Genomic DNA, 15364 nt, shown 5'->3' with positions numbered 1-15364 from the left:
TGCCGTGCCGCGCCCGAAGGTGCAAATCGAAACGCTGGAAGGACCGAAACCCACTCCCCCGGTGCCCGATACCGCCGTCGCGCCGCTACCGCCGGAACCGCTCTTTGCCGCGCGCACCGAGCCGACGCCGGGGGCGAGCGGCATTCTCTATGAGCGCGAGCCTTATCGGGCGGTTCGAGTGATCGTGCCGCTGGGGCCGCCGCGCTTCACGCCGCCACCGCCAAAACCCGAGCTGCCGGTGATTATGCTCGACCCCGGCCACGGCGGCAAAGACCCCGGCGCAACCTCCTATTCCGGCAAATTGGAGAAGGATATTGTGCTGGAGTATGCCCGCGCCATCCGCGCGCGGCTGGAGGCCACGGGCCGCTATCGGGTGTTCCTCACCCGCGACGGCGATGCGCTGCTGCCCCTGCGCGACCGTGTCGCCCTCGCCCGCAGCGAAAGCGCCGCACTGTTCATCTCAATCCATGCCGATGCTTTGGCCGACCGCAGCGTTTCGGGCATGTCGGTCTACACCCTCTCCGACAAGGCGACCGATCGCGAGGCCGAAGCCCTAGCGACGAAGGAAAATAAGGCCGATATTATCACCGGGGCGGATCTGTCGGGCGCAACCGGCTCGGCGGCGTCGATTCTCATCGAACTGGCCCAGCGCGACACGCGCACCACCTCCCGCCAATTCGCGACGACGCTGGCCGAAGAGTTGCGGCGCGATGTGGCTCAGGTGAATAATGCCATCCGCTCGGCGGGCTTCGCCGTGCTGACGGCACCCGATATGCCCTCGGTGCTGCTCGAACTCGGCTATCTGTCGAACCCGGACGATGAACGCCGCATTCTCGCGCCCGATTTTCGCCAGCGCATTGCCGAGGGCGTAACGCGCGCCGTCGATGCCATCCTGCCGAAGCTGATCGGTGCCCGCGCCGGTTGAACGGGCGGCGCGATCCTGCGCTGCCTGCACGCCCGCCTTGCGGGTAATGCGCCAAGAATCCACCTTATCTTCGCCATTTTCTGCTAAGAGACTGCGATACTTTGCTGAGGGTTCGGGCCGACCATGCGGACTTGGTTTATCGCGTTTCTATCGTTGATGCTGATCGCTACCGTTGGGGCGATTGGGGGCTTCGTTTACGTTCTGCGCCATTACGGCGACCAACTGCCCGATCATCGGCAATTGGCCGAATACCGCCCCCCCATCGTCACCCGTGTTCACGCGGGCGACGGGCGTTTGCTGGCGGAACTCGCGGCGGAAAAGCGTGTGTTCGTGCCCGTGGCTCTCATTCCGGCGCAGGTGAAGCAGGCTTTCGTTTCGGCGGAAGATAAGAATTTCTACACCCATCCGGGGATCGACGCCGTGGGCCTTGGGCGCGCGATGGTGCAGAACCTCGGCTATTACCTCTCGGGCCGCCGCCTCATCGGGGCCTCGACGATTACCCAGCAGGTGACGCGCAGCTTTCTCTTGACCAACGAGCGGTCCATCGACCGTAAGATCAAGGAAATGATCCTGTCGATCCGCATCGAACAGGCGCTGAGCAAAGATCAAATTCTCGAACTCTATTTGAATGAAATTTACTTAGGCTCGGTCGGCGGGTCCGGCTCCTATGGTGTCGCGGCAGCGGCGTTGATGTATTTCAATAAATCCCTCGATCAATTGACCTTGAGCGAAGCTGCGTTTTTGGCGGCCCTACCGAAAGCGCCATCGAATTATAATCTCTCGACGCAAGCTGACCGCGCCCGGGGCCGTCGTGATTATGTGCTCGACCGGATGCTGGAAGATGGGTTCGTCACCGCAGAAGAAGTCGCCAAAGCTAAGGAAGAGCTTCTGACCGTCCGTCGCCGCGACGCCGATGAAACGGTGAAGGCCGATTATTTCGCCGAGGAAGTGCGCCGCGAGTTAGTGGCGCGCTATGGCGAAGAGGGCGCTTATCGCGGCGGCTATACCGTGCGCGCCTCGCTCGATCCGCGTTTGCAGGAAATCGCCGACCGGACGTTCCGCAATGGTTTGATCCGCTACGACCGTCGCCACGGCTGGCGCGGGCCGCTGGAAAAGGCGGTTCCTGTCAATGAGTGGCAAAAAAACGCTTCCCGCCCGCACGCCGCCGGGCGGGGCGGTGGGCTGGAGCCTCGCGCTGGTGCTAAAAGTCACGGATACCGTCGCCGAAATCGGCGTGCGCGAAAATCGGACCGAGACCAAGCCGGGTAAAATTCCGCTGTCGGAACTCGCCTGGGCCAAGCCCGTGCTGCCGGACCAGAAGGTCGGGCCATCGCCGAAGAAGGTTGCGGACGTGCTGACCGTCGGCGATCTCATCCTGGTCGAATCCGTGACCGCCACCCCCGACGGTAAAACCAAATATCCGGCGGAAACCTATGGGCTGCGCCAGCTTCCCGATGTCTCGGGCGGCATGGTGGTGATGGACCCGCATACGGGCCGCGTCTTGGCCCTCGTTGGGGGCCTCAGCTACGATCAAAGCCAGTTCAACCGCGCGACACAGGCGAAGCGCCAACCGGGTTCGAGCTTCAAGCCTTTCGTCTATATGGCGGCGCTGGAGAATGGTTATACGCCCGCCTCGGTGGTGCTCGATGCGCCCTTCGTGATGGACGATGGCTCGGGCAAAAAATGGCGGCCGGAGAATTACACCGAAAAATTCTACGGCCCATCGTCGTTGCGCCTCGGGATCGAGCAAAGCCGGAACCTGATGACGATTCGCCTCGCCTCGGCCATCGGTATGGAAAAAGTCGTCGATGTGGCCGGGCGCTTCGGCATTACCGAGGCCCTGCCACCGCTGCTCTCAATGTCGCTCGGCGCGGGCGAATCGACGCCGCTGAAAATGGCGACCGCCTATGCGATGATCGCCAACGGCGGTAAAAAACTGGTGCCGACGGTGATCGACCGCGTGCAGGATCGCTACGGTCAGACCGTGTTCAAACATGATCCGCGTGTGTGCGAAAACTGCTTGGTGGACACCTACACCGGCGGCCTGCCGCCCTATCCCACCGACAATCGCCCCCAGGTGATCGACGCGGCGACGGCGTTTCAGATGACCGCGATGCTGGAAGGCGTCGTTCAACGGGGCACTGGCGCTGCGGTCGGCGCGGCGCTGAAGCGTCCGCTGGCGGGCAAAACCGGCACTAGCAACGATAGTTCGATAATTGGTTCGTCGGCTATTCGCCCGATCTGGTAGTGGCGGCCTATATCGGCTTCGACCAGCCGCGCACTCTGGGCAAGACCGAAACCGGCGGCGGCAATATGGCCCCGATCTTCCGCGATTTCATGAAGGAAGCGCTGGAAGGCGTGCCGCCGATCCCGTTCCGTGTGCCGCCGGGGCTGCGCATGGTCCGCGTCAACCGCGAAACCGGCAAGCTTGCCAGCATCGGCGATCCGAAGGCCATTTTCGAAGCCTTCAAACCGGGCACCGAGCCGGGCGCGGACGATCCCGATACGTCAGACCCCTTGCTCGGCGACCTGCCGCAGGGCTATAGCCTAGCTCCCGTCCCAGGGGGCGAGGGTGGGGCTTTCGATCCGACGGCCCCCGCCCCGGTTGCGGGCGACGCCCCGCCGCCGGTGCCGACTCCCGCGCCGGCCAGCGGCAATCTGGGTGGAATTTACTAACGTCGATCATCGACGAGCTGAGGATAAAGACATGCGTGCCGAAATCGTGTCGATTCACGATCACATCAAGCAGCAACTTGAGCTGCTGAGGAGGGGTCTTTGACTGGGATGTCTCCGTCGCCCGTCTAACCGAACTCACCGACGCCGCCAATGATCCGGACCTCTGGAACGATCAGGCCAAGGCGCAAAGCCTGCTGAAGGAAAAGACCGCGCTGGAGCGTAAGGTCAACGGCTATCGCGCCATCGAAAACGAGTTGGCCGACGCGCTCGGGCTGCTCGAAATGGCCGAAGCCGAGGGCGACGCTGATCTCACGGCGGAAGCTGAAGCCGCGCTCGGCACCCTCAAGACCGAAACCGATAAGCGCGTGCTGGAAAGCCTGCTCTCCGGCGAAGCCGATATGAACGATGCCTACCTGGAAGTAAACGCCGGGGCGGGGGGCACCGAGGCCCAGGATTGGGCCAATATCATGCTGCGCATGTATACGCGCTGGGCCGAACGGCGCGGTTTCAAAGTGGAGTTGCTGGAAGAAAGCCCCGGCGAGGAAGCCGGGCTGAAATCGGCGACCATTATGATTTCCGGCCTCAACGCTTACGGCTGGCTGAAAACCGAAAGCGGCGTGCATCGCCTCGTGCGTATTTCGCCTTTCGACAGCCAAGCGCGGCGGCACACCAGCTTTTCGTCGGTCTGGGTCTATCCGGTCGTCGACGATAATATCGAAGTGGAGATTCTCGATAAGGATCTGCGCATCGATACTTTCCGCGCGTCCGGCGCGGGCGGGCAGCACGTCAATAAGACCGAAAGCGCCATCCGCATTACCCATATGCCGACCGGCATCGTCGTCGCCTGCCAGTCCGACCGCTCCCAGCACCGCAATCGCGCAACCGCAATGCAGATGCTGAAAGCGCGCCTCTACGAGCGGCAACTCCAGGAGCGTGAGGCTAAAGTCGCCGCCGAAAATGCCACCAAGTCTGAAATCGGCTGGGGCCATCAAATCCGCTCCTACGTGCTCCAGCCCTACCAAATGGTCAAGGATTTGCGCACGGGGGCCGAAATGGGCAACTCCGGCGCAGTGCTCGACGGCGATATCGATATTTTCCTCGAAGCGGCGCTGTCGGCGCGGCTGGGGTCGGTCGCGGGGTGATACGTTAGGGGTTTTACCCCTAACAACCCCAACTAAGGGGCGATTGCCCCTTAGTAATCCCTTTTCCAAAAAAACACGGATTCTCAAGGAGGCAGCGCCCCCGCTTGCCCCATTGACGTGCGCTCGATTGTGAGATATTTTCTCATATATGGAAAATTATCTTATGGATGAGCCGTCGCTCGACCAGCGCCTCGCCCAACGCCTAAAAGCGTTGCGGGCGGAGCGGGGGTGGTCGTTGGACGATCTGGCTAAGCGTAGCACGGTCAGCCGAGCGACCTTGTCGCGCCTGGAAAATGCCGAGGTGAGCGGCACCGCGACCGTGCTTGGGAAACTCTGCGCGGCTTACGGCTTACCGCTATCGCGCTTGCTGCGCATGGTGGAGGCCGGGTTCGCGCCGGTGATCCGGCCACAGGATCAACCCGTTTGGACCGATCCAGAAACGGGGTTCGTTCGCCGCTCGCTCTCGCCGCCCGCGCAAGGGCTGGCGGGGGAGGTGCTGGAATGCCACCTGCCCCCGAACACCGATCTTGCTTACGATGCGCCGCCCCGCCCCGGCCTGGAGCATCATGTGTTGATGCAGGAGGGCGCGTTGACGCTAACGCTTGAAGGCAAGCCCCATCGGCTCGCCCCCGGCGACTGCCTGCGCTATCAGCTTTTCGGCGCGAGCCGGTTCATGACGCCGCCAGATCAAGGCGCGCGCTATCTTCTCTTTCTTGTGTGAGGGTCCGATGACGGAGATTTGCGCGCTGTCGGCAACCGAGTTGGATGCCTGCCTGCCGGAGTTGACCGATCTGCTCCATGCCTGCGTGCAGGCGGGGGCGAGCATCAGTTTCGTGCTGCCGTTCTCGATTGAAGATGCGGCGGCCTTCTGGTCCGACAAGGTCCGTCCCGGCGTGGCCTCCGGCACGCGGGTTCTGCTGGTCGCCCGCCACGGCGGTGCGATCACGGGAACGGTGCAACTCGACTGCGATACGCCCCCGAACCAACCGCACCGCGCCGATGTGTGCAAGCTGATGGTCCATCCCGACGCGCGGCGGCAGGGCACGGCGAAAGCGCTGATGGTCGCCCTCGAAGCCGACGCGCGCCGTCTGGGCCGAAACCTGCTAACACTCGACACGCGCACCGGCGATGCGGCGGAACCGCTCTACCTCGGCCTCGGTTATCGCATCGTCGGCGTGATTCCCGAGTATGCGCTGAACACGGCGGGCGACGGGCGGCATAGTACGACGATCTTCTATAAGCCGCTTCCCTGACGCGCTAAAACAAAATGGTGAGCGCGGTCCACGCCTCGGGCAGCACGTCGAGCAGGGCGGCTTCCAGCCTTTTGTCCAATCCGGTGAGAACGGCGAGCCCGGCGAGGCCGAGCAGCAGGCCGAAGGTTCTCTTCAGCGTGCCGCTTTGGCCGAGCAAGGCCGGGCGCAGCGCGCCAGGGTCTGCCGCGAGGCATAGGCGACGCCCAGCAGCGGTAGCGCCGCGCCGAGGCCGAACAGTGCCAAGAGACCGCCGCCGGTCAGCGCGCCGCCCTCGCTTGCCGCTAGGGTGAGGGTCGAGGCCAGCAGCGGGCCGGAACACGGGCTCCACACCAGCCCCAGCGTCGCCCCGATCAAAAACGATCCGCCGAGGTCCGCTGAGGAACTCCCCGAACTCAGCCGGGCTGCGCCGCTCGCCAAGGGAGTGAGCAGCGCCGAAAAGCGGCGATCCAAGGCGGGGATCAGCAGGATGAGCCGAATGCCACGAGCAGGCTGCCGCCGATAGGGCGCAGCAGATCGGCATCGAACCCCAGCTCGCGCCGAAAAGCCCGATGAGCACGCCCATCACAGCGAAAGAGAGGATCATTCCGCCCGCCATAGCCACAGGGGCGAGGCCGTGGCGTGCGGTCGCACTGCCGACGACCAGCGGCAGAATGGGAAAAACGCAGGGGCTCAGCGTCGTCAAACTACCCGCTGCGAGGCTTAGTCCCGCTTGCGTCAGCGAGACCATTTTAGAGCGCCGATTTCAGGGCCGTGCGCAGCGCATTAGTGCCGGTCTCGCCCGCAAGACGCGCGGTTTCGGCTTTGCCTTTATAGACGATCAGGGTCGATTGGCCGCGCACGTTCAAGGCACGCTTCAACGCAACTTCCGTATCATAGTTGACGACCAGAATCGTGACATCCAGGTCTTTTTCCGCCCGGAGCGTTTCGAAGCTCTTGGTTTGCGCGCGGCAAGTTGGGCACCAGTCGGCATGAAAATGCAGCGCCACGGGTTTACCGGCGGTTTGCGCGGCGCTCAGGGCTTCGGCCGAATAAGGCTTGCTCTCCAGCGCTTGCGCGAGCGGCGCGAGGAGCGTGAGTGCGGCGGTTAGGGCGAGGGTGGCGAATTTCATTGGGGCTCTCCCAAAAGGATACACCCCCCGTTTCGCCGCCCCGTGCCCGAAAGTTACACCGCGCTATGCAGCCCGACGCGATTGCCCTCGCTGTCGCGGATATGGGCGAAGGCGCCCATACCGGGCGGCAGCGCGGTTTTGGGCGTAACGATACTGCCGCCGAGGCTTTCGACGCGGCTTAAGAGATCGTCTAAACGCCCTTCGCAGTTCAGATAAATCACCGGGCCATCATTGGCTGGATGGTAGGCGGGACCGGCGATGACGCAGCCCGACAGGGCGGGTTGTTCGTAGGGAAAAATGCCGAGGCGGTTCGGGCCGAGGTCTTCGCGGCGTAAAGAAACGCCGAAGAGGCTTTCGTAAAAGCGGGTGGCGCGGTCGAAATCCGCTGCGGGGATTTCGAACCAAACGGCGACATTGTTAGACATGCTCATGGTCCTTAATTTCAATGGGGGATAGGTTGGCGGCGATCACATCGAGATCGGCCGCCGTTGCGGGAAACAGGCCGAAGCGGAAGGCATAGCCCCACGACGGCTTGCCTCGGGTGAAGGAGAGATGCGCCAGCAGCGGCAGGATTGGGGCGTGTCCACGGGCCTGCCAGATCACGTCGCGCCGGAAGGGCTGGAAATCCTCGGCCATCGTGACTTGATAGACCGGGCCGTTGGCGACGGTGCCGAGCGCCGTGAAGGCTTGGCAGCGCGCGCCTGTGCGCTGAAACCCTTCGGTGGGTGAGTAATAGGCCACCCTATCGCCCGGCCTGATCCGTTTCAGCGGCGCGGCTTTGCCGTGGCAGACCTGCATAATACCCCATTCCAACCCGCGCGCGACGTGATCGGCGGAGGCAACCGCAATCCAATTTCCAGGCGGGTGATCTAGGGGCAACATGCTGCTCTCTCCTCGGTTCGTGTCAGGAGAGAGTGGCGCGGGCCTGTGTCAGATTCTGTCAGGAGCGCGCGGGCTGGTCCGGATCTGGAATATTCAGGCTGCGCCGCCAGCGGAGCATCAACGTGCGGCGGCGGATGGGGGAGCGGTCGGGCAGACTCTCCAACCCGTGAATCCGGTCGAGCCGGAAATGGCGGTAATCCTGCCGGGCTTCGCACCAGGCGGCGAGCACGCGGGTATCGCGGAAAAAGGCTAGGGCAATCGGCCAGATAATCCGCTCGCTCGCCTGGCTGTCACGGTCGCGATAGCTGATCCGCAGTTTCTGTTCCTGGCGCAGCGCTTGCCGCAATTCGGCGAGCAAATCGCCGGGCGGCAAAATTGTTTCGGGAACGGCTTCGCGCGTCGGGGGCACCAGCAGCCCGGCGCCTTCCACTTGTGCGGCGAGATCGGGCGGCAGAACCGCCATCACCTTCGCCAGCACATGCCGAGCGGCGCGGGCGAGTTCCGTATCTTCTTGGCTGGCGACCCAGCGCATGCCGAGCCCCAGCGCCTCTAGCTCGCTTTCGGCAAACATCAGCGGCGGTAGCAGAAAGCCGGGTTTCAGCACATAACCGAGCCCGGCTTCCCCCTCAATCGTCGCGCCCTGGCCGACAAGGGTTTGGATGTCGCGATAAATGGTGCGCACCGAGACGCCCAATTCCTCAGCCAAAGCCGCCGCCGTCACCGGATAGCGGTGGCGGCGCAGGGCTTCGACGAGGGAAAACAGGCGGTTGCTGCGGCTCATGGGGTGAGTTTAGCCGATCAAACGGGCAAAGCCGCCAGCCAATCGCGCAGCATTTCTCGGGCGGCAATCGTCGCGCTGGGGCCGAAGCGCTGAGCATCGGTGCGCAAGGCCGGAACATCGATTCCCGCCGCCGCCAATTCGCTCGCATGGCCGACCACCCAGCGCTCGAACCCGCGCGCCCAGCCCTCCGGGTGGCACTGGAACCCGAGGATATTGGGGCCGAGGGCGAAGGCTTGCTGGGCGCAGATCGGCGTTTCCGCAAGCCGGGTTGCGCCGGGTGGCAGCGTAAAGGCGTCGCCGTGCCAATGCAGGACCGGCACGCCGTCGAGCGCTTTCAGTGGGCTGGCCCGCCCCTCCGGCGTCAGGGTGAGTGGCGACCAGCCGATTTCCTTCACGCCCATTGGTGCGACCGTTCCACCCAGCGCGCGGGCCATCAATTGTGCTCCCAGGCAGAGGCCGAGAGTGGGGCGTTTCGCTAAGAGCCGCGCGCCGATGACGGCACATTCTGCCGTCAGGAAAGGATAAATCCTATCCTCATAAGCCCCAATCGGCCCGCCGAGGACGATCAAGAGGTCGGCGGCGTTGGGATCGATTCCCGCAAGGCTTTCGACCGACGGATCGATATAGGTGATGTGATAGCCTGCTGCTTCCAAGGGTTCGGCAAAACTGCCTAAGTCCTCAAAGGCGATATGGCGAAACACCAGCGCGGATCGGCTCATGGCGTGCATCCTTCCGGGGTGCAGACGGCGGTTTCAGAGAAGCCGGTCGGGGCGAGCGGCTCGGTCAGCAATGCACCGATCTGCGCGCCGAGCCACAAATCATCCACATGACCGAAGCGTTTTAGGCGTAAGCGCCCCTGCCGATCGATGAGGATCACGCTCGGCGTGCCCTGGAGATCGTAGCGCGTCATGGTTTCGGGCAAAGGGGAGCCGGGCCGGTCGATGCCGATGGGGAATTTCAGCCGATATTCGTGCACGAAGGCGCGCAAAGCGCCCTCGTTCATGGCGGTATGATGTTCGAACACCGTATGCAAGCCGATCACGGCGACTTGATCGCTTGGAAACAGCTCAAAGGCGCGGGCGAGTTGCGGCAGGCCAACCTGCACGCAGCCGGGGCAGAGCATCTGGAAGGTGCCCAGCAGAATGATGCGACCGCGCAACCCTTCCAAGGAGAGCGGATGCGGCGCATTCAACCAAGTATCGATGCTCCAGGGCGGGGCAGGGCGCAGCGGCGGCATGATCGGTGATCCTTTTTTCGAGAAAGGGCGCTCCCGGCTCCGCCGGAAGCGCTCTCGAGTATCTAAGGCTTAGGCGGCGGGACGCAGGGCGACGGCGGGGAAATCGACCGGGACCGCGAAAGCGACGTTCACATAATTGGTGAAGAGATTGAGCGCGACGTGGGCGAGGATTTCCACAATCTGCTCATCAGCGAAACCGGCTTGGCGCAGCGCGGCAATATCCCCATCGGCGATACTCGCCCGATTTTCGACAATAGCGAGGGAAAATTTCAGCGCGGCAGCCGTTTTCGGATCGTCCGACTGACCGATTTGGGCGGCCTGCATTTCGCCCGCGCTGGCCCCGGCCTTCTGGCCAAGGGCGGTATGGGCGGCAAGGCAATAGTCGCAACTATTGCGGTTAGCGACGGCGACCGCGATTTTCTCGCCCAACTGGGCCGAGATGGTGCCGCCGGATAGCGCGCCGAAGGAACCCCACATACTGGCAAGAGCGGCTTTGGAGTTGGCGACAGCCTTGAACATATTCGGGGTTGCGCCGAAGGCTTTCGTAATTTGGTCGAGGGTGGATTTAACGCTGCCCGTTGCGGCGGCGGGATCGATCAGGTTAACTCGAGACATGATTGCTTCCTTATCGTTTGCGAAGGATGGGGGGTAATTACGCGACGCGGCGGTTGCCGCCGCTGCGTCGCGGGTTTTCCAGGGGTAAGGTTAGGGCGTGCCCATGACCTGCCCCGGAAGGCTGAGATCGCCGGAGGCGACCTTAAAGACGGCATCGACGCACAACAGCGGCGCGTGCAGATTGGCGTTGACCTTCAGTCCCGCCGTAACGCCGTCGAACTTGAAACTGGCGGGGGCACCGATGGCGGTGCGGGGAACGCGGATCTCGATGGCCTCGCCTTTAAATTCGGGCGGATAGGCGGGGCTATCGATCAGCAGCGGCACGCCCGGCCAGGTCGCCGGCACCTTCGGCTTTGCCTCCTTGGGAATATCGCGGACCTTCAAGCCGCCACCGCAGGCCGCATCGGGGGCGAGAATGACCCAATGGCTATGCCAAATATCGCGGTTCTTCGCCCCCTTCGGCGCATCATCGAAATCCGGGTGGAAGGTGGCGGCCAGCGCAACAATCCCCTGATCGCGCTCAAAGCCGATATCACCGCTATTGAGGCTGGTCGGCCAGACATAGGCATAGACCGGCGCGCCAGCAAACTGGCCGGTGGCGGTGGGGCGTTCGCTGCCAGCGGGGCCGCGCACCTGGCTGCGGAACACAAGCTGCGCGCCGTCGACGCGAATGCTGGTTTCGACCAGATCGAAAGGGGCCGATGTGCCGGGATTGGCTTTCGCTTTGATATCGTGGGCAACCGCCGGGGCGGCGGACAAAAGGAGAGCGCTCACGGCCAAGGCCGCGTTCGAAAGTTTCATGATGTTAGTCCTTTGGAGAGTTACACGGGAAAAGCGGGCGGCGGGGTTTCGAGGAAACGCCGCCACGCGGCTTCGGCGGCGTCGGGCGAGGCGGGGGACTGCTCGGGGCAGTCGAGCCGAAGATGCCGGTCGCCGAAGGGGGCATCGACCAAAGCGCAATGGTGCGGCGTCTCCGCATCGGCATGCACATTCGGGCGGAAATGGGTACAGGTGACGCAGAGGCGGCCGACGGGAATCGTGCCCTGGATCTGCATCTGCCGGATCATTTTCAGGATGACGCGGTAGAAGACGGCTTGCTCCAGCGGCGGCAGGTCGGCCACGGTTTCCAGCAGGGCGTCGGGCCAATCGGCGATGGTCGCGAGCAGGGCAAATCCGGCATCGGTAATCGAAATCCGCTTGGCGCGGCCATCCTCGGGGTCGGGGGTCTGCACCGCCAGCCCGCGCGCCAGCAAGGGTTGCAGGGCTTCGGTCATCGCCGGGGCTTTTATCGCCAGCGACTGAGCCAGCAGGCTCGGGCGCATCCCTTCCACCTGATTGCGCAGCAGGGCAAGGATCTGGCTTTGCGTTGGCGATAGCCCGTGCGGGGCGGCCCCCTGCTGGGTATTGGTTTTCAACGCCAGCGCCAGCCGCGATAGCCCAGCGGCGACGCGAATGCCGATGGGGTCGTTGATCTTATCGAAAGGCGTTTCCATCGCGGCGGCTCCTATGCTTCGGCTACCGAAATATAACGGTGCGAGCGAGGAGTCAAGTTGTTTCGGCTACCGAAGCATATTTTTTTTACAGAAAACCGATCCAGCGCCCCGCGAGCAGGACGCCAAGCCAGAGCTGGATAGAGAGCAGCGCGGTGAGGCGGACGGAAAACGGTATCGGCCAACCGCGTAAAGCCGCTCGGAAGCCGGGATTGGCATGCTGGACGATGATGAGCCAGCAAGGGCGGCGAGTAGGGCGAGTTTCGTTACGAAAGCGGAATTTGCCAGATACTCTAAGGGTTTGACGGCGAAGAGGGCAAGCCCGGTGCTGAGGGCGAGGATAACGCCGGTCGCGGCGGCGCGGACCAGGAATGGCCCGATCACCGGCAGGAGGGTGCGGCGGAAAAATCCCATCAAGCGCAGATCGAGCGGCAGAATCGCCCCGAGGATCAAACCGATGCCGAGAATATGGGTGGCATTGACGATAAGATACAGCGTGGGGGAAGCCCGCAGCGCCGCTGCTGCGGCGGTCGCTGCGAGCCAATCAAGCGGCGACACGCTTAAGGCTGGCGGATGCGCTCGGGGTACATGTCGTACTTCTGCCCGGCGAGTATGATGCGGACCGCCTTCATATGCGCCGTGTTTTTCTCCAACGACCGATTGCCGAGCACTTGGATGGCATCGCCCGGCTTGGCGGTGGTTCCGGTAAAGCCGGAGCGGGCGGTTTGGTTGGGATTGCCGAGATCGACTTGCCAGAGGATTCCATCAGCGGCCTTCACATGCAGGGTCGGGTGCGGCGGGGCCATCGAGATGCGCTCGATGGTGCCCTGCAACTCGAACGGCTCGCTTTCAGCCCAGGACCAGCCGTGATGGGCGGCGGCGGGCAGGATGGTGCCGAGGGCGAGCAGCCCCCCTAGGCAGAGCGCGGCGGCGGATGGGCGACGGTAGGGCATGGCACGCAACCTCGGGCAGGGTTCGGACTCCCCCTAACCTGGGAGGAATACGGGGGGCGAACAAGAGGCCGCCCCCCAAAAACCTCAATCGTAGCGCAATTCGGTCGCTTTGCCGCGAAAGACGAAATAGGCGAAAGCGCTATACCCGATGATAGCGGGGAGCACGAAGAGCGCGCCGATCAGCATAATCAGCAGGCTTTCGGGCGCGCTGGCCGCTGCAAAAATCGTGAGCCTCTCCGGCACCACATAGGGGAAGAAGGAATAGGCGAGGCCAAAAAAACGCCAGCGTATAAATCCCCACGGCCCCGGCAAACGGCACCCAGGCGAAACGGTCGGTCGCCGTCGGGAGGTGTTTCAGCACCAGGGCGACGCCGAGCATCAAGGCCCCGCAGGCAATCGGCAAGGGGGCGAGCAGAATGACATTCGGCAGGCTGAACCATTTCTCGAAAATACGCGGGCTTACCCAGGGGCTGGCGATGGAGACGGCGGCAAGGCCGACGACGAGGAAGATCAGGCAGCGCTGCGCCCAGGCCACGGCCTGCTTTTGCAGCGCGGTTTCGGTCTTAAAAATCAACCAAGTCGCGCCGATAAAGGCGTAGCTCGCGGCAAGGCAAACGGCGGTGAGCGCCGCAAAGCCATAGGTGGTGGCCGTCTCGGTAAGGCCCATCACGTAGAAACCGAGCATCCAGCCCTGCGATAGGGCGGCCATCAGCGAGCCGATAAAGAACGCCCGGTTCCACCAGTGCTTTTGCGTTGGCTTCACCTTGGCGCGGAACTCGAAGGCGACCCCGCGCAAAATGAGCCCGATGAGCATAATCAGCACGGGCAGATACAGCGCGGTCAGAATCATCCCATTCGCGGTGGGGAAGGCCACCAGCAGCAGGCTGACTGCCAGAACGAGCCACGTCTCGTTCGCATCCCAGAAGGGGCCGATGGCGGCGATCATCCGGTCTTTCTGCGCGTCCTCCGCGACTGCAAACAGCAGGCCAACGCCGAGATCATACCCGTCGAGGACGACGTAGATGAGGATTGAAAGGCCCATCAACCCGGCAAACACCAGGGGGAGCCACACGGTCGGATCACCAAAAAGGGTCAGCATGAGGATTACTCCGCCGCAACGGGAACGAAGGGATAGGCTTTAGAGGCGGGCGTCGCGCCGACCGCTTTACGCGCGAGGTAGAAGAGCGCGCCGATATAGGCCGTCAGCAGCGCCGCATAGACGAGCAGATAGGCCGCGAGCGAGATGCCGATCATCGGCGCGGGAACGTTGGAGGCGGCTTGGGCAGTCGTCAGCACCCCCGTCACCAGCCACGGCTGTCGGCCGATTTCGGTGACGTACCAGCCTGCGAGCGTGGCGATCCAGCCCGAAAAACTCATGAGAACGAACAGTCGGGCTACCAGTGGCGGAAGGCTGCCGCGCCGAAGCAGCAGAAACGCGCCGAGCCAGGAGAGGGCGAGCATCGCGAGGCCCATACCCACCATGATGCGGAAGCCGAAGAAGAGCGGCTTCACCGGCGGGTGATTGCCGATGTAATCGTTGAGGCCGGGCACCACGCCGTCAGCCGAATGCTTCAGGATCAGGCTCGCGCCATTGGGAATGGCGATTTCGTAGTGGTTGCGCCGGGCGGCTTCATCGGGCCAGGCGAAGGGCAGGAAAGGCACGTTCGGCCCCGTTTCCCAATTGCCCTCCATTGCGGCGATTTTCTGCGGTTGATGCTCCAGCGTGTTCAGCCCATGCAAATCGCCAACGAAAATCTGTACCGGGATCAGCAGGGCCGCGAGCCAAACGCCGGTTTTCAGCGCAGCGGGCACGGCGGGGCTGCGGTCGCCCTTCAGCCAACGGTAAGCCGATAGCCCCGCGACCAGAAACGCTACGGTGAGGCCGGAGGCAATCAGCATGTGGGTAAGCCGATAGGGCATCGACGGGTTGAAGATAATGGCGATCCAGTCCGTGGCATGGGCCACGCCGTCGCGCATTTCAAACCCTTGCGGCGTTTTGCATCCAGGAATTAAGCGCGATGATCCAAAAGGCCGACATGGTGGTGCCAAAAGCGACGAGGAAGGTCGCCAGCGTATGCACCCAGCCCGCCACCTTACGGAAACCGAACAGCATGATTCCAAGGAAAACGGCTTCGAGGAAAAAGGCCGTCATCACCTCATAGGCCAGCAGGGGACCTGCGATATTGCCGACTTTCTCCATATAGCCCGGCCAATTGGTGCCGAACTGGAAGCTCATGGTGATACCCGAGACGACGCCCATGGCGAAGGACAGGGCGAAAACCTTCACCCAGAAATTGTAGG

Annotated in this window: 23 protein-coding genes and 1 pseudogene; 7 read left to right on the top strand and 17 right to left on the bottom strand. The window is 63.2% G+C overall.

Features of this window, described 5'->3' with window-relative positions; translation table 11 throughout:
* The 7 genes from VZ95_RS05885 to VZ95_RS05865 form a co-directional block, all read left to right on the top strand.
* Nucleotides 1–925 (top strand): N-acetylmuramoyl-L-alanine amidase family protein (locus tag VZ95_RS05885; RefSeq protein WP_198148120.1); only part of this gene is annotated, 925 nt, incomplete at its 5' end.
* Nucleotides 926–1081: 156 nt separating this feature from the next.
* The gene (locus tag VZ95_RS26710; RefSeq protein ID WP_232302507.1) at nt 1082–2194 is read left to right on the top strand and encodes a transglycosylase domain-containing protein; all 1113 of its coding nucleotides are present in this window, start codon (nt 1082–1084) and stop codon (nt 2192–2194) included.
* Nucleotides 2124–3173 carry a penicillin-binding transpeptidase domain-containing protein gene (locus VZ95_RS26705; RefSeq protein ID WP_232302506.1) on the top strand — a complete coding sequence of 350 codons (1050 nt, stop codon included), beginning with the start codon at nt 2124–2126 and terminating at the stop codon, nt 3171–3173. Before VZ95_RS26710 ends, VZ95_RS26705 begins: the two co-directional genes overlap by 71 nt.
* Entirely contained in the window at nt 3173–3601 is a 429-nt protein-coding gene (locus VZ95_RS26700) for a hypothetical protein (protein WP_232302505.1), read from the top strand. The genes VZ95_RS26705 and VZ95_RS26700 overlap by 1 nt, the downstream gene beginning before the upstream one ends.
* A 31-nt stretch (nt 3602–3632) precedes the next feature.
* Nucleotides 3633–4743, top strand: a protein-coding gene (gene prfB / locus VZ95_RS05875; protein ID WP_156995094.1) for a peptide chain release factor 2 whose coding sequence is annotated in 2 segments (ribosomal slippage) — nt 3633–3701 and nt 3703–4743 — 1110 coding nt in all. Because the reading frame shifts where the segments join, the coding sequence is not laid out codon by codon here.
* A gap of 148 nt (nt 4744–4891) precedes the next feature.
* Entirely contained in the window at nt 4892–5464 is a 573-nt protein-coding gene (locus VZ95_RS05870) for a helix-turn-helix domain-containing protein (RefSeq protein WP_045775030.1), read from the top strand.
* Nucleotides 5465–5471: 7 nt separating this feature from the next.
* Entirely contained in the window at nt 5472–5996 is a 525-nt protein-coding gene (locus VZ95_RS05865; protein ID WP_045775029.1) for a GNAT family N-acetyltransferase, read from the top strand.
* A 4-nt stretch (nt 5997–6000) separates the two neighbouring features.
* On the opposite strand, the gene VZ95_RS25175 is transcribed toward VZ95_RS05865, so the two are convergent.
* From VZ95_RS25175 to VZ95_RS28015, 17 genes and pseudogenes are all read right to left on the bottom strand, one after another.
* A complete protein-coding gene (locus tag VZ95_RS25175; RefSeq protein WP_198148119.1) occupies nt 6001–6153 on the bottom strand; it encodes a hypothetical protein in 153 nt (50 codons plus the stop codon).
* Entirely contained in the window at nt 6129–6446 is a 318-nt protein-coding gene (locus tag VZ95_RS25170; RefSeq protein ID WP_198148118.1) for a cytochrome c biogenesis protein CcdA, read from the bottom strand. The genes VZ95_RS25175 and VZ95_RS25170 overlap by 25 nt, the downstream gene beginning before the upstream one ends.
* Nucleotides 6447–6724: 278 nt before the next feature.
* Nucleotides 6725–7105 carry a thioredoxin family protein gene (locus VZ95_RS05855; RefSeq protein ID WP_045775028.1) on the bottom strand — a complete coding sequence of 127 codons (381 nt, stop codon included), beginning with the start codon at nt 7103–7105 and terminating at the stop codon, nt 6725–6727.
* Between the two features lie 53 nt (nt 7106–7158).
* Complete coding sequence (locus tag VZ95_RS05850) at nt 7159–7536, bottom strand: VOC family protein (RefSeq protein ID WP_045775027.1); 378 nt, start codon at nt 7534–7536, stop codon at nt 7159–7161.
* A complete protein-coding gene (locus VZ95_RS05845; RefSeq protein ID WP_045775026.1) occupies nt 7523–7987 on the bottom strand; it encodes an EVE domain-containing protein in 465 nt (154 codons plus the stop codon). The genes VZ95_RS05850 and VZ95_RS05845 overlap by 14 nt, the downstream gene beginning before the upstream one ends.
* A gap of 58 nt (nt 7988–8045) precedes the next feature.
* On the bottom strand, nt 8046–8768 hold the full coding sequence (locus VZ95_RS05840) for a helix-turn-helix transcriptional regulator (protein WP_045775025.1): 723 nt from the start codon (nt 8766–8768) through the stop codon (nt 8046–8048).
* Nucleotides 8769–8785: 17 nt separating this feature from the next.
* A complete protein-coding gene (locus VZ95_RS05835; RefSeq protein WP_045775024.1) occupies nt 8786–9487 on the bottom strand; it encodes a glutamine amidotransferase in 702 nt (233 codons plus the stop codon).
* Nucleotides 9484–10005, bottom strand: coding sequence for a redoxin domain-containing protein (locus tag VZ95_RS05830; protein WP_045775023.1), 522 nt, complete (start codon nt 10003–10005; stop codon nt 9484–9486). The genes VZ95_RS05835 and VZ95_RS05830 overlap by 4 nt, the downstream gene beginning before the upstream one ends.
* 69 nt (nt 10006–10074) lie before the next feature.
* Entirely contained in the window at nt 10075–10620 is a 546-nt protein-coding gene (locus VZ95_RS05825) for a carboxymuconolactone decarboxylase family protein (RefSeq protein ID WP_045775022.1), read from the bottom strand.
* Nucleotides 10621–10710: 90 nt separating this feature from the next.
* Nucleotides 10711–11421 carry a hypothetical protein gene (locus tag VZ95_RS05820; protein WP_045775021.1) on the bottom strand — a complete coding sequence of 237 codons (711 nt, stop codon included), beginning with the start codon at nt 11419–11421 and terminating at the stop codon, nt 10711–10713.
* A gap of 20 nt (nt 11422–11441) precedes the next feature.
* Nucleotides 11442–12113 (bottom strand): MarR family winged helix-turn-helix transcriptional regulator, encoded by a 672-nt coding sequence (locus tag VZ95_RS05815; RefSeq protein WP_045775020.1) that lies wholly within the window; start codon nt 12111–12113, stop codon nt 11442–11444.
* Nucleotides 12114–12179: 66 nt separating this feature from the next.
* Entirely contained in the window at nt 12180–12668 is a 489-nt protein-coding gene (locus VZ95_RS05810) for a hypothetical protein (RefSeq protein ID WP_198148117.1), read from the bottom strand.
* Nucleotides 12669–12670: 2 nt separating this feature from the next.
* Nucleotides 12671–13063 carry a DUF6152 family protein gene (locus VZ95_RS05805; protein WP_045775019.1) on the bottom strand — a complete coding sequence of 131 codons (393 nt, stop codon included), beginning with the start codon at nt 13061–13063 and terminating at the stop codon, nt 12671–12673.
* A gap of 84 nt (nt 13064–13147) precedes the next feature.
* Complete coding sequence (locus VZ95_RS28020; protein ID WP_269747067.1) at nt 13148–13306, bottom strand: cytochrome d ubiquinol oxidase subunit II; 159 nt, start codon at nt 13304–13306, stop codon at nt 13148–13150.
* Between the two features lie 97 nt (nt 13307–13403).
* Nucleotides 13404–14105: pseudogene (locus VZ95_RS05800) on the bottom strand (cytochrome d ubiquinol oxidase subunit II); the annotation flags it as partial.
* A 62-nt stretch (nt 14106–14167) separates the two neighbouring features.
* Nucleotides 14168–15040: a cytochrome ubiquinol oxidase subunit I gene (locus VZ95_RS05795; RefSeq protein ID WP_269747066.1), complete on the bottom strand. Its 873-nt coding sequence runs from the start codon at nt 15038–15040 to the stop codon at nt 14168–14170.
* Between the two features lies 1 nt (nt 15041).
* Nucleotides 15042–15364: cytochrome ubiquinol oxidase subunit I (locus tag VZ95_RS28015; protein ID WP_269747065.1), on the bottom strand; the 323-nt coding region annotated here is incomplete at its 5' end.

The organism is Elstera litoralis, from assembly GCF_000963705.1.
GTDB classification, from domain to species: domain Bacteria; phylum Pseudomonadota; class Alphaproteobacteria; order Elsterales; family Elsteraceae; genus Elstera; species Elstera litoralis.
This window is presented reverse-complemented; position numbering and strand designations above follow the sequence as displayed.